This is a genomic window from Nostoc sp. DedQUE08 (genome assembly GCF_034530895.1).
Lineage (GTDB): Bacteria > Cyanobacteriota > Cyanobacteriia > Cyanobacteriales > Nostocaceae > Nostoc.
In genome coordinates, this window is the sequence record NZ_JAVRCD010000077.1 from 20,375 (window position 1) to 34,585 (window position 14,211).

Annotated in this window: 7 protein-coding genes; 4 read left to right on the forward strand and 3 right to left on the reverse strand. The window is 44.8% G+C overall.

The genetic code is table 11. From position 1 onward, the window contains the following. Positions 1–370: 370 nt before the first annotated feature. Positions 371–1,591: a geranylgeranyl reductase gene (gene chlP / locus RMY64_RS32455; protein ID WP_322675610.1), complete on the reverse strand. Its 1,221-nt coding sequence runs from the start codon at positions 1,589–1,591 to the stop codon at positions 371–373. A gap of 445 nt (positions 1,592–2,036) precedes the next feature. Here chlP and yidD point away from each other — a divergent pair, with 445 nt between their 5' ends. Both yidD and RMY64_RS32465 read left to right on the forward strand, forming a co-directional pair. Further along, positions 2,037–2,543: a membrane protein insertion efficiency factor YidD gene (gene yidD / locus RMY64_RS32460; protein WP_322675609.1), complete on the forward strand. Its 507-nt coding sequence runs from the start codon at positions 2,037–2,039 to the stop codon at positions 2,541–2,543. A gap of 95 nt (positions 2,544–2,638) precedes the next feature. Next, positions 2,639–3,655, forward strand: a complete 1,017-nt coding sequence (locus RMY64_RS32465) for a sulfate/molybdate ABC transporter ATP-binding protein (protein ID WP_322702174.1) — start codon at positions 2,639–2,641, stop codon at positions 3,653–3,655. Between the two features lie 263 nt (positions 3,656–3,918). Here RMY64_RS32465 and RMY64_RS32470 read toward each other — a convergent pair whose 3' ends face one another. Continuing rightward, a complete protein-coding gene (locus RMY64_RS32470) occupies positions 3,919–6,735 on the reverse strand; it encodes a pitrilysin family protein (RefSeq protein ID WP_322702175.1) in 2,817 nt (938 codons plus the stop codon). A gap of 385 nt (positions 6,736–7,120) precedes the next feature. On the opposite strand from RMY64_RS32470, the gene RMY64_RS32475 reads away from it, so the two are divergent. Then, positions 7,121–7,588: a hypothetical protein gene (locus RMY64_RS32475; RefSeq protein ID WP_322675606.1), complete on the forward strand. Its 468-nt coding sequence runs from the start codon at positions 7,121–7,123 to the stop codon at positions 7,586–7,588. 524 nt (positions 7,589–8,112) lie between these two features. Further along, positions 8,113–11,904, forward strand: a complete 3,792-nt coding sequence (locus tag RMY64_RS32480) for a YlcI/YnfO family protein (RefSeq protein ID WP_322702176.1) — start codon at positions 8,113–8,115, stop codon at positions 11,902–11,904. A gap of 28 nt (positions 11,905–11,932) precedes the next feature. Here the strand turns inward: RMY64_RS32480 and RMY64_RS32485 are convergent, their stop codons facing one another. After that, positions 11,933–14,002, reverse strand: a complete 2,070-nt coding sequence (locus RMY64_RS32485; RefSeq protein ID WP_322675604.1) for a prolyl oligopeptidase family serine peptidase — start codon at positions 14,000–14,002, stop codon at positions 11,933–11,935. Positions 14,003–14,211: the final 209 nt, after the last annotated feature.

Here is a 14,211-nt window from a genome sequence, read left to right on the forward strand (position 1 = left end):
GCCGCCTTGTTAATACATCGGCTTGCATTGTTAATGCGTCGGCCGCCTTGTTAATGCGTCGGCTTGCATTGTTAATGCGTCGGCCGCCTTGTTAATACATCGGCTTGCATTGTTAATGCGTCGGCTTGCATTAAAAACGCTACACTTTACGCAAAACTGTACTAAGTAAAGAGTTGTGCTATCTAGAACATTGAAAACTAACCCTTTCAAGGTGACTTGTAAAATCTCTTTTTTCTCTCTGGGCTGCGCCAGTTGCTACCCTTCGGAAACATATATTGTGGGGTGGGCATCTTGCCCGCCCTGATTCATGAGCGTGCAGGATGTCCACCCCACAAAATTGAGTAATTTCTTTGTTGGAAGTGCCACTCAATTAAGGTGCAAGGGCATTACCCCGAATTAGACTACCAATGGTTTTAGCAGTAATCTTCAATTGGGTGATGGGATTAGCTGGGACAACCGTCTTATACAGATAGCTATCAAATGTTAGCCGTTGTACATCGAGGTCATCGCACATTTCCACAAAGGCTTCGCGGGTGGCGTCAGAACGATAGAATACGGTTTGCAGAATATCCAGCACCTTGTAAGTGAGTCCGTATCTTTTATCCCAACGTTTCAGGTAAACCTTCAGGTCGCCTTCTGTAGGAATCCGGCTACCACTGTTAGATGCTTCGACAATGGTTTCGGCACACATCCGCCCAGATTTAGCCGCAAAATAAATACCTTCACCAGAAGACTTGGTAACATAACCAGCAGCATCTCCCACCAAGGCGATGCGACCGACAACACGACGGGGACGGGGATGTTCGGGAATGGGGTGGGCTTCAACTTTGATGATTTTACCGCCAGCTAGCTTCTCGGATGCACGAGCGCGGATACCAGCTTGTAACTGTTTGATGCTGGCTTTATTGATCTGCATTGTGCCAGTACCGACAGCTACGTGGTCATATTTGGGGAAAACCCAAGCGTAGAAATCGGTAGAAACGTCATCACCGACATACATTTCGGCGAGATTGTTATAGTAGGCCATTTTGTCTTCGGGTAAGCGAATCCGCTCTTGGAAGGCGATCGCATAATTGTAATCCCCAGCGTCCATTTCTTTGGCAACGCGGGAATTAGCCCCATCTGCCCCAATGATTACATCCACCTTCAAAGTTTTGGCAATACCCTGTGATATACCATCTGTGTGGTCAACGTAATGAATCGTATAGGGATCGGTATTGTTTCCTGGTATATCAAGTTTATGAACAGTGGCATTAATTAAATTTGCGCCTAGTTTGGCCGCGCGATCGCGCAAAAAGCCATCTAACACTTCCCGGCGGCACATTCCTATATATTCATCTTCATTTATCAGATTGATATCAACCTCGCGATTGGAAGGCGAAATCATTTTCATCTTCCGTACCCGGCGATCGATAATCTCTGGTGGTAAGTCAAATTCACTCACCATACATAGGGGAATTGCACCCCCGCAAGGCTTCGCATTGTCTAGCTTCCGCTCAAACAGGTAGGTTTCAATCCCAGAGGCTGCCAGTGTTTCTGCGGCAGATGAACCAGCAGGGCCTGACCCAATAACAGCAACCCGTAGTGTCAAAGGTCTTTCTCCCAATCTTCACATTTACCGAGAGCATACTACCACGGTCTTTTGGGTGATTTGGCGCTTTACCTCTAGGTTTCTGCTTAAATGCAATATTCCTTAATGTTTCGATACGAATTGAACCTGGGGCATTGGGCATTGGGCATTAGGCATGGGGCACTTGTACTGAGCGGAGTCGAAGTATTGGGCATTGGGCACTTGTACTGAGCGGAGTCGAAGTATTGGGCATTGGGCATGGGGCATTGGGGTATTGAGTATTTGGTATTGAGTATTGGGAAGAATGAAGAACAGGACTTACGTAAAATCATGAAAAACGAACTGCATAGATGCAGAGCGGCTTCCCGCAGGGTAGAACGCACAAAAATAAGAGTTTTAGAGAGCTTTTGCGTAAGTACTAAAGAATATTGGTTAGTGCCAATGCCCAATGCCCCAGTTATAAAATATGCAAATTTCCTTATTCGATTCTTTTACTAGACAACTTAGTACTGCCGCAATTAATGGATATCAAAAACATATTTCTCCGCACAAAGGTTTTGCTTGTGCCCACAGAATACTATATGGCGGCGAATCTTGCTCTCAATACATTAAGCGGGTAGTTGCCAAGGAAGGATTAAAAGCAGCTTTTGTTAATTCCCACGAACGATTTCAAGCTTGCAAGCAAGCCAATCAAATTTTGCGAATGCATAGCGAAAACTCAGAAGAATCTACAGAGGATGAAGCAGATATGCAGCAACGACAAGCATCTGGTAAAGTTGCTCAAAAATCCTCATTTATTAGTGGCGACAATACTAACTGTTTTGATTGTGCTGATTTGGGCTGTAATTGTGTCGAGATCGTTAGCATAACACCCGATTGTGGTTCCCTAGATTGTGGTGCTGCTGATTGTAGTTCCCTAGATTGCAGTGGTGCTGATTGTAGCTTCCTCGATTGTGGCAGTTGCGGTAGCTAAATCTTGTTCATCCATAAATAACAATGTATGGTATATGTAGGACACAGTAATCCTACCAAGGATCTGTAGATTTAGTTGCAGAGGTTATAGTAGCAGTGGGTATAGTAGTTGAGAACGTCTCCAAACAATTCGGGAGTTTCAAGGCAGTTGATGAGGTTAGCCTAGAAATTAAGAGTGGTTCGCTAGTTGCATTACTTGGGCCATCGGGATCGGGTAAATCTACGCTACTACGGTTAATTTCAGGTTTAGAAATGCCAGATAGCGGCAAAATCCTGCTTACCGGTAAGGACGCTACATACCAAAGTGTGCAACAGCGAAATATTGGGTTTGTATTTCAGCACTACGCCCTATTCAAGCATCTGACAGTTAAGCAAAATATTGCCTTTGGCTTAGAAATTCGTAAGGCACAGCCAAAGAAGATTAAAGGACGGGTAGAACAGTTACTCGAATTGGTGCAATTGACTGGATTAGGCGATCGCTATCCATCACAACTTTCTGGTGGTCAAAGACAACGGGTAGCTTTAGCAAGGGCATTGGCAGTAGAACCGGAAGTTTTATTGCTAGATGAACCCTTTGGCGCACTTGATGCTAAAGTCCGCAAAGATTTACGGGCATGGTTACGCCGCCTCCATGATGAGGTTCATGTTACCACAGTTTTCGTCACCCACGACCAAGAAGAAGCAATGGAAGTCTCCGATGAGGTTGTGGTGATGAATAAAGGACGTGTGGAACAGGTAGGGACACCAGCAGAAATTTATGATAATCCCGCCACCGCATTTGTAATGAGCTTCATCGGCCCGGTGAATGTATTACCCAGCTCTTCAAAGATTTTTCAAAGTAGCGGGTTTGATGCGCCACACCCACAAGTCTTTTTGCGTCCGCAAGATGTGATTTTAGAAAAGACTGCTAACGGTACGACTACGGCTGCAACAGTAAGCCGATTAATACATTTGGGTTGGGAAATTCAGGTGGAATTAACTTTCGATGACGGGCAAGTAGTGATGGCGCATTTAACACGCGATCGCTTTAATGACTTAAAGTTAGAACCTCTACAGCGAGTGTATGTGAAGCCAAAGGATGCAAAGTCCTTTCCAGTGTCTTATTCAATTTGAATGAGGCAGGGGGCAGGGGGCAAGGGGCAAGGGGCAGGAGGCAGGAAGTGATATTAGCCATCCTAAATCATTCGTAAACAATCAAATCCCCGACTTCTTAAAGAAGTCGGGGATCTTGTTATTGCGATTTTTATCAATCAGATAGGATTGCTATGTATAGCACAAGCCTTGGTGATTAGGACATTAACAGATGATAAAACTTAGACACAAAAAGACTTTTCACCCAGTCCCCAGTCCCCAGTCCCTTGGTATATCTGAAATAATTAGCTACCCTTGGTTACACTATCTCCAGGCCCAGCGGTGACAATCACCAGATTTTCTGGCTTAATTAAATCTTCAATTGCCTGTTGCATATTAGCCATAGTGACTGCTTCAATCCGTCGAGGAAACTCTCGGATTTCTGAGCGTGAAAGCCCTAAAACAGCATTATCCAAAATGATGCTTGCTACATCACTGGGATTAGCTAAATCCACAGGATAGCTATTGGTAATTGAGCGTTTTGCTGTGTTGAATTCAGCTTCAGTTACTCCTTGCTCGCGTAACTGTTTTAGTAAAGCGAGAGTACTGGCGATCGCTTTTTGGGCATCAAGAGGAGCAGTTTGCATTTGAATCAAGAAGGGCCCCGGATTGATCCCGGCGGCAAAACCACTATATATACCGTAGGTTAAACCTTGGCGATCGCGCACTTCCGTACCCAAGCGGCTGGCTAAGGTATCACCACCCAAAATTTGATTTAGCACCAGTGCCGCATAATAACGCGGATCTTTCCGAGAGATGCCGTTGTAGCCGATGTAGGTGACAGCCTCAGCTTTACCGGGAATTACTTTATTTAGTTGTGTCAAAGTTTGCGGAAATGGTACGGTTGGTATTTTGAGAACAGGTGGCTTACCTGTGGCTTGCCATTTACCAAACACTTCATTTAGCAAAGCTTTTACCTTAACTGAATCAAAGTCTCCCACCAAAGCGATCGTCGTGGTATCTGGTCGGTAGTGTGTCTGGTAGAAACCAAGCAAATCATCACGAGTAATAGTCTTTAAACTATCGGCTGTGGGAAAGCTGTGGAATGGATGATTTTCAGGGTAAATTGCCTGTTGGAATACTTGCCTTCCCAAACCTCTAGGGTCATCCAGTTGAACTTTCAGACTTGTCAATGCCCTTTGGCGACTTAGTTCTAACTGATCTGCGGGGAAAGTGGCGTTTTCTAACACATCTGCCAGAGTTTGAATTAATATTGGCAAATTTGCTGAAAGTCCCTCACCGCTGACGTTAACTCCCTCACGGCTAGCACCGAAGCTCAAACCGGCTCCCAGGTCTTCTAAGGTTTTTGCTAGGGTCAGAGCATTTTTAGTCTGTGTCCCATTCATTAAGTTGCTTGCAGTTAGATTCGCTAATCCAGCTTTTTGATTGCCATCAAATTCAGCACCAGCGTCAATTTGTCCGCTCAGGTTAATAGTGGGAAGATTGCGATCGCTCAACAGCAGAACCTTCAAACCATTCTTTAAGGTAAACTCTTCTGGTAGTAATTGTTTAGCTGAATCTGTCTCTGATGTGGCAGGTGGCAAATATTTTGCTAGTTCTGCTGGATCTACAGGCTTACCAGGGCTGAAATTTTCCACCGTGCGACTAGAACCAGCGCTAGAAGTTCCTGGTTTACCATCTGGTTGAGTCGGCTCAAAGAAACCGATGGTTTGTTGAGCCGGATTAAGGTAAGTTTTCGCTGCTTTCTGGACTTGAGCAGGAGTCACTTTCGCGATCGCAGCCAGATACCTTTCAATAAAATGATAATCCCCTGCGATCGTTTGGTTATATCCCAGTTGATTAGCTTGACTCGTGATATCTTGATTACCCAAAATATACGAGGCTTGCAGTTGCGTCTTCGCTCGCTTCAACTCTTCTGAGGTAACAGGCTGCTCTTGCAATTTTGTTAAAGATTCCTGGAGTACCTGGGCAATTTTCCCCAACTCTTGACCGGGAGCCGCCGTAGCATCAATTTCATACCAACCCGGTTCGATGAGTTCAGCAGCACCACCACTCACTGAACTAGCGAGTCCAGATTCCACCAAAGCCTGATAAAGTCGAGAACTACGTCCACCTGTAAGAATGGCATCCATCAAATCAATTGCCGGGACATCAGGATGTTTGATATCTGGCAAAGGATACACCACTTGCAATAGTGCTGTACTTCCAGGTTGCTTGAGGACAATCGGTGCTTTTTTCGCAACAGGGGTAGACGAGGAAGCGTCAGCGATAGAATTAGATGCTAAGAAACGATCGAGTGCTCTGGTTGCATTATCAACTGCCGTATTCTTTTTTGGTCGTTGCGATAACTTTCCAAAAGTTTCTTGGACAACTTTGAGTGCAGGTTTTGTGGCAAAATCTCCGGTAATCACCAACGTGGCATTTTCTGGGCTGTAGTAGGTTTGGTAATAATTCCGTACCTGCTCCAGCGTGAATTTCTCGACATCGGCTTTTGTGCCTCCCACTGATAAACCATAAGCTCGATTGGGGAAAGCAGCCCGCATCACTGCCCGACTCAGACGATAACCTGGGGAATTTTCGTATCCCTGTAACTCGGAGATCACCACCCGCTTTTCACTGGTGAGTTGTTCAGGCCCAATTAAGGAATTTTCCATGCGATCGGCTTCTAGTGTCAGCAGTGCTTCTAATTTGTCTCGCTGCACTGTGCCAAAGTAAGCTGTTTCGTCATAACTAGTAAAAGCATTGAACTGGCTACCCAAAGCACTAAACAACCGTCCAAACTGTACAGGACGGTCATTTGTACCTTTGAACATTAAATGTTCTAGCTGGTGAGAAATACCATTCTCTCCCTTAACCTCGTTGCGTGAGCCAACTTTATACCAAACTTGCACACTCACCACGGGAGCAGTATGAACTTCCTTGGTTAATACCGTTAAACCGTTGTCTAATACTGTTTTTTGCACTCCTTGGGTGAATGAGAGAGCAGAGACAGGTGTGACTGCTGTTGGCGTTGCAGCATTAGTGAAATTGCCAGCCATTGGCACGATAGTTAAAATAAGGCTGAGGAAAAATCCTAAAAGCATGTACGATCGCCGTTTCATAAGCAATACAAAATTTCCAATTTTAAAATAAAACCCCAAAGGGTATTTCAAAATTTAAATCTAACTCAAGTTGCTAGTTATTGAGGGAATAAGACGAAAATGAAATCAAATCCCCTCAAAGGAGATGATATATAAACTTATTGCTGTACTACTTTTTTGCCCATAGCATATCTGGGTGTATTTTTTAAAACTACCCAAGGGTTATTAGGTTCGCAGATCAAACTTTTACAGAATATTAGAAATTATTGCAAATAGATTAACAAGCATTGCAATGTGTTTCTTTTTACACGATTGTAGTAATATCTACTTTTAAAATTGGTTTGATACCTGTTGTCATCCCATTCGGGTAAGTATCTCGGTCAAACTAGCAAAAACTTTTTTAGATATGCAAACAAGAAACTTGATTGGATCGTTCACATTAGGTATGCTGTTAACAGCAATACCTGTATTATCAGCTAATGCCTCAGAAGTAGTACCAAACTTATACCAGTTTCAAGGTAAGAATATCAGCATTAGTTACTCAACGACAAGCTTTACTGGCAAGCCCCTTTTTACCTATAAAGATAAGCAACAGACATTAAACTTTCAAGGTACCGATCAGATCCGTACTGTAGAAACAGAGATTGGTACACTCGTAACTGTAACTATCCGTAGGACAGTAGATACTGGCAATACCGTGTTTACTTTGATCTTACCCCGTGTAAACCTTGGAAAAAGCAACTCAGCCGCAGTAGAAACTAAGGGAATCACAACAACAAACCTGTTTTCTGTGATTCCTAAATTCAACCAAGGGCAAAGACAAACTTATACGACAATCCATTTGACTGGTACAGCTCAAGCTGTCGCGTTTTAAGTACACAAGAAGGATAAAAATATTAAACTTCTTGCTTGCATCGAGAAAAGCGGTAATACTGTTCGGTTAAGACAAGACGCGATGAATCGCCGTCTCTACAATAATTATTCCTTCGTAGAGAGGGTGATTTATCGCGTCTTTAATAATCTAGAATTTTCATTAAAAAACCTTAATCGAACGGTATTGAGGGTGAAGGTAAATAATTTTTTGCCTTCACCATTATCGCTTAACCTTTTGTTAAGTTTGGATATCGCATTAGTTATGAATAGATAATAATTTAAATTAAGTAAAGTTCATTTTTCTTCAATCTTTAATTAAAAATTATCAATATTTTTAAGAAATATTTTAAAAATAAGTAATTTAGGCGATCGCTCTTTTCCCTATTCTCTACAATTACCGTTTAATTGGTTTAGGATTTAATTCAATTTTTAAGGGTAAATCTTGTAATTGTTTGTGTTCGCAAACTTCTTCCCATCTCATAGTTAATATCTGTCTAGAGTGATTGATTGAATTTTAACTCATCTATGAATATTAAAACTCATCCCCTGATTGCAAATAAGGAGAGTGGAAGCAAACTCAGTCGTACTATTCTATGGGCAGAATACAATAAATGGTATCCATATCTGGTTACACTCATTGCTATGGAACGCGAAGCCTTAACAATCTGTTTTCCGCCTGACTTGCTTGCAAAAGCCAGGAAACTCAAGGAAGGTAGCGAATCATTTAATGATTTAATCGTTAAGGCTTTAGAACGGGAAATGCAACAGCGCCAGGGATGGGCTAGCGATCGCACCAAGGCTGAAAACCTCTTTGTTGGTGGCGGCGAGATCGGTGCATTGTTGCGATCGCACGATTGGTCGCAAACGCCACTAGGGGTCATCGAAACTTGGTCGGACAGCCTAAAAACGGCTGTGCAGATCCTGTTAACAGAACTAGATCGAGCCCAGCAGCTAGAATCCGATCTGCTGGAGCGCACATCAACAGATGCCTTGCCTCAAGCTGCCCAAGCCGATGCGTTTCGAGTCAAGCTCACCAATGCGCTACGCCTGCTGACTGACGCTAATGAGATTCAGGCGATCGCTGCCTTTGTTCTGGGCGAGTTTCTAGGCGCAAACCGCGTTATTTACATTGAAGTGTTACCGAGCGGCAAAGAGGTTATCGTTCATAAAAACTACACGAACGGCGTTGCCGAACTGAGCGGGCTGTACCATCTGGAAGACTTTGGGCGCAACCTGACAGACGATCATCGAGCGGGGCGAACGGCGATCGTTCCTGATGTGGCAAACTACCCTAAATACTCAGCCAGCGATCGGGCAAGGTATCGATCAATCGATATTGCCGCGCATATTGATGTGCCGCTAATTAAGAAAGATCGATTTGTCGCTCTGCTGGCGGTGCATCAGGCAAACCCTCGCCAGTGGACGGAAGACGAGGTGAAACGAGTCGAGGAAACAGCAGAGCAGACGTGGGCAGCCGTCGAGCGTGCCCGTGCTGAAGCAGCATTACGCGACAGCCGCACCGAACTCGAACGGCAACTGCGGAAGTTCGACGCGCTTGTTGCGGCAATTCCCGATTTTATTTACACCTTTGATTTGGCGGGAAGGTTCACCTATGTCAGCCCAGCGTTGCTCAATCTTTGGCAGAAAACTTCGGATGAAGCTTTGGGAAAGAACTTTTTTGAGCTAGATTATCCAACCGATTTAGCAACTCGACTTCAGCAACAGATTCAACAGGCGATCGCCACGCGTCAGCTGCTCAAGGATGAAACGCCCTACACTAGCGCAATCGGCACACGCACCTATGAATATATTTTCGTGCCACTTTTGGACATAAATGGCGCAGTAGAAGCAGTGGCAGGCGTGACGCGAGATATCACTGAGCGCAAACAGGTAGAGCAAGCCTTGCGCCAAAGCGAGGAGCAGACTCGGAATATTCTGGAGAGTATCGCTGAAGCCTTCTTTGCACTGGATGAGAATTGGCAGTTTACCTATATAAATCCATCTGCCGAAATACTACTCGATCGCACTCCAGGCGATTTAGTTGGCAAGAATTTGTGGGAAGAGTATCCAGGACTGATTGGCAATGAGTTGGCGCAGGTCTACTTGAGCACCATGCGCGATGCCTACGGCGGGCGGAACCATCGTCTGGCTGGGTCAATTACCGCGTTTTACCCAGATCATAATCGCTGGTACGAAGTTCGCACCTACCCCGCCCCAAACGGCATCACCGTTTATTTCAGGAATGTTACCGAGCAAATTCAAGCCGAACGGCAAGTGGAGTTTTTGACCGAGTTAAGCCGAAGACTCGGCACGGTGACGGATGCAGTGGAAATCAACCGCATCGTCACGCGCGAAGTCGGAACGTTTTTGAACGGGCATCGCTGCTATTATCTCGATGTCACGCCAGACGGCAGACAGGTAACGGTTCTACCCGATTGGCGGCTCGACGGATCAGACCTTGCCGGAACTTACGACCTTACCCTTTTCGGTGCGAAGGAATGGTGGGAAACAGCGGCAAGTCAACCGTTCGGGATTGACGACGTGAACACACATCCGTGGACAAAGGATTTCGCCGACAATTACACGCTCATCAATCTGCAATCCTACGTCATTGCACCGTTTGTCCGTGAAGGGCGTTGGGTGGCTTCGATCGGAGTCAGTTCCGACAAGCCGCGCCATTGGACGGCGGATGAGATGTTGTTGCTGGAAAACGTTGCAGCGCGTGTCGCTCCGCTGATCGAACGCGCCCGCGCTGAAGCAGCCTTGCGCGACAGTGAGGAGCTAAAGCAACGCATTCTGGAAAGCAGCAAGGATTGCATTAAAGTTTTGACACTCGATAGCGAAATTATCTATATCAGCACAGGCGGGTTATGTTTATTGGAAGTCGACGATCCGACGCTCGTTCTAAACACCTCCTGGCAAGATATTTGGCAAGGTGAAGATTATGAAAATGCCAAAACAGCGATCGCAGCCGCCAAAGCAGGCAATACAGGCCATTTTCAAGGCTATCTTCCCACTTACAAGGGCACACCGAAGTGGTGGGATAGCATCATCACGCCCGTGCGGAACACTGCTGGGCAAGTGACCCAACTTGTGGCAATTTCACGTGATATCACCAAGCAAAAGCAAGCTGAAACTGAACGGGAACGATTGCTGGCGCAAGAACAAGCCGCAAGAGAGGCAGCCGATCGCGCCAACCGAATCAAAGATGAATTTTTGGCGGTGCTGTCCCATGAATTGCGATCGCCTCTCAACCCGATCTTGGGCTGGACGCAATTACTACAAAACGGCAAACTGAGCGAAGCTCGTAGAGCTGAAGCCTTGAAAATTATTGAGCGCAATGCCAATCTACAGACGCAACTAATCGAAGATTTGCTCGACATCTCCCGTATCATGCAGGGCAAACTCAACTTAACAGCGGCTCCGGTCAGTTTGACTTTTGTGATTTCTGCCGCCGTGGAAACGGTGCGTTTGGCAGCAGAAGCAAAAAATATTGCGATCGCTCTCGATCTTGACTCTGAGATCGCTTTGATTTCTGGCGATGTAGCCCGCTTACAACAAGTGATGTGGAATTTGCTTACCAATGCGGTTAAGTTTACACCCAACAGCGGACAAGTGACCATTAAACTGCGGCAACTCGACGGGCTAGCTCAGATTCGGGTAATCGATACTGGCAAGGGCATCAATCCCCAGTTTTTGCCTCATGTATTTGAGTATTTTCGCCAAGAAGACGGCTCAACCACACGCAAATTTGGCGGGTTAGGATTGGGGCTAGCGATCGTGCGGCAAATTGTCGAAATGCACGGGGGCACGGTGACAGCAGAAAGTCCGGGTGAGAATCAAGGCGCAACTTTCATCATCCAATTGCCCCTCATACAGCAGGCAAGAGCAAAGCTCAACGCATCCGAGCCAATCTACACCCAGACAGAAGCAGAAGTGCCTTTAGACGGCGTTAAAATTTTGCTGGTGGATGATGAGCCAGATACCCGTGAATTTCAGGCATTTGTGCTGTCACAAAGCGGGGCAAATGTGACAGCCGTCGCTTCTGGCTTAGAAGCTTTGCAAGCTTTAGACCAGTTCAGTTTTGACGTGCTAGTGAGTGACATCGGTATGCCTGAGATGGACGGCTATATGCTGATGCAGCAGATTCGATCTCGTCCACCGAATCAAGGAGGAAATATTCGGGCGATCGCACTAACCGCTTATGCCGCAGAAATTGACCGACAAAGAGCGCTTCAGGTAGGATTTCAAACTCACATTACAAAACCTGTAGAGCCAGAGAAGTTAGTCAGGGCAGTAGTTAGTTTAGTCTCGTAGGGTAGGCAATGCCCACCCGACAAAGTTACTAAAATTTCACATCTAAAGCACGTACCAAAAAAGCCCATTTATCGGCGGCTTCTTCGATAATTTTAGCCGTGGGTTTACCCGCACCATGTCCTGCTTTTGTCTCAATTCTAATTAGCGTTGGCGCATCACCTGCGTGAGCCTCTTGCAAAGCCGCAGCAAATTTGAAACTATGAGCAGGGACAACGCGATCGTCATGATCGGCTGTGGTAATTAAGGTTGCTGGGTAAGCTGTGTTTGGTTTGATGTTATGTAATGGCGAATAAGCATACAGCGCCGGAAACTCTTCTGGATTATCCGCAGAACCATATTCGGAAGTCCAAGCCCAACCGATGGTAAATTTGTGGAACCGCAACATATCCATGACGCCGACTGCTGGTAACGCTGCACCAAACAAATCGGGACGTTGCGTTATACAAGCACCCACTAATAAACCGCCGTTACTACCACCTGCGATCGCTAGCTTTTCAGTTTTAGTATACTTATTAGCAATCAGCCATTCAGCAGCACCAATAAAGTCATCAAAGACATTCTGCTTTTTATCCTTCATTCCTGCTTGATGCCATTCTTCACCGTATTCTCCACCACCACGGATATTAGCCATAGCATAGACACCACCCATCTCCATCCACACCAACAAACTCACAGAAAAACCAGGTGTCATTGAGGCATTAAAACCACCATAAGCATAGAGATAAGTAGGGTTATTTCCATCTAATTTAATACCCTTTTTGTGCGTAATAAACATTGGTACTCTAGTACCATCTTTGCTGTGATAAAAGACTTGTTTTGTCTCGTACTCATCAGGATTAAAATCTACCTGTGGTTGACGGAAAACCTCACTTTTTCCTGTCACCATGTCGTAGCGATAAATAGTGCCTGGTATGGTAAAGCTGGTAAAACTATAAAAAGTTTCAGTATCATAACGCTTACCCCCAAAGCCTCCGGCTGAACCGAGTCCTGGTAGTTCTACCTCTCGAATAAACGCACCTTTGAGGTCATAAATTTGGATTTGACTGTGAGCATCTTTGAGGTAATCTGCAACGAGCTGATTATTAAGTATACCGACACTTTCCAAAGTTTCTGCTGATTGGGGAATAATTTCTTGCCAATTTTCTGGTACAGGGTTTTTGGTATCAATTGCAATCACTCTTCCCCGTGGTGCGTTTAAATCTGTGCGAAAATAAAAGACGCTATCATCATTGTCGATAAAGCTATAATCTGCCTCAAATTGGTTAATGAGTTCTACAACTTCCGCATTAGCGTTAGTTAAATCTTTGAAGAAAACTAAATTTTTAGAGTCAGTCCCTAGCCAAATTGAAATTATTAGATAGTGTCCATCTTCAGTAACGCCACCACTAAAACCCCATTCTTTTTGGTCAGGACGATGATAAATTAAAACGTCTTCTGATTGAGATTTACCTAGTTGATGATAGTAGAGCTTTTGATAATAGTTGACATCTTCTAATCGAGTTTTTTCATTTGGTTCATCGTAGCGACTGTAGAAAAAACCTTGATTATCGTGTGTCCAAGATGCGCCAGAAAATTTAATCCACTTCAGGTGGTCTTGGAGGTCTTCACCAGTTTCAACATTGCGTACTTTCCACTCTTGCCAATCAGAACCGGAGGAAGATAGACCATAAGCTAAAAGTTTACTATCCTCGCTAATCGACAATCCCGAAAGAGCAACAGTGCCATCTTCTGAGAGTTTATTGGGATCGAGTAAAACTTGGGGTTGGTCATCGAGAGTTTTCAAGGTGTAAAGGACACTTTGATTTTGCAATCCGTCATTTTTGAAATAAAAGTAGCGATCGCCTTCTTTAAAAGGAATACCGTATTTTTCATAATCCCAAAGTTTGGTGAGGCGCTGTTTAATTTTTTCTCTAGCAGGAATTTCACTCAAGTAGCCAAACGTAACTTGATTTTGTGCCTCAATCCAAGTTCTTGTTTCTTCGGAGTCAGGATCTTCTAACCAACGGTAAGGATCTGCAACTGAAGTACCGTGGTAATTATCAGCTTGATTGCTCTTATGGCTGGTTGGATAAGTGAGAGATTTTTCAGAAGAAGGCATAGTCTTAGGTCAAAGTGCTTCTTTCTATACTACAAAGATAGACTCAAGACTTGGGCAATAGTACTCGGTTTTTGGATTTTGAACTCAGAATTGGGTTTGGGGAAAAGGTTAAAGGGGAAAGGTTAAACGGCAAGTATTGAGACTTGGGGTATACACTAGGACTTACGCATTGACAGAATCATGATTATGTGTATTAAAGTCCAACTTCT

Coding starts and splice junctions, on each gene's coding strand:
- yidD (WP_322675609.1), top strand. CDS start 2,037: ATGCAAATTTCCTTATTCGATTCTTTTACTAGACAACTTAGTACTGCC.
- RMY64_RS32470 (WP_322702175.1), bottom strand. CDS start 6,735: ATGAAACGGCGATCGTACATGCTTTTAGGATTTTTCCTCAGCCTTATT.
- RMY64_RS32475 (WP_322675606.1), top strand. CDS start 7,121: ATGCAAACAAGAAACTTGATTGGATCGTTCACATTAGGTATGCTGTTA.
- RMY64_RS32480 (WP_322702176.1), top strand. CDS start 8,113: ATGAATATTAAAACTCATCCCCTGATTGCAAATAAGGAGAGTGGAAGC.
- RMY64_RS32485 (WP_322675604.1), bottom strand. CDS start 14,002: ATGCCTTCTTCTGAAAAATCTCTCACTTATCCAACCAGCCATAAGAGC.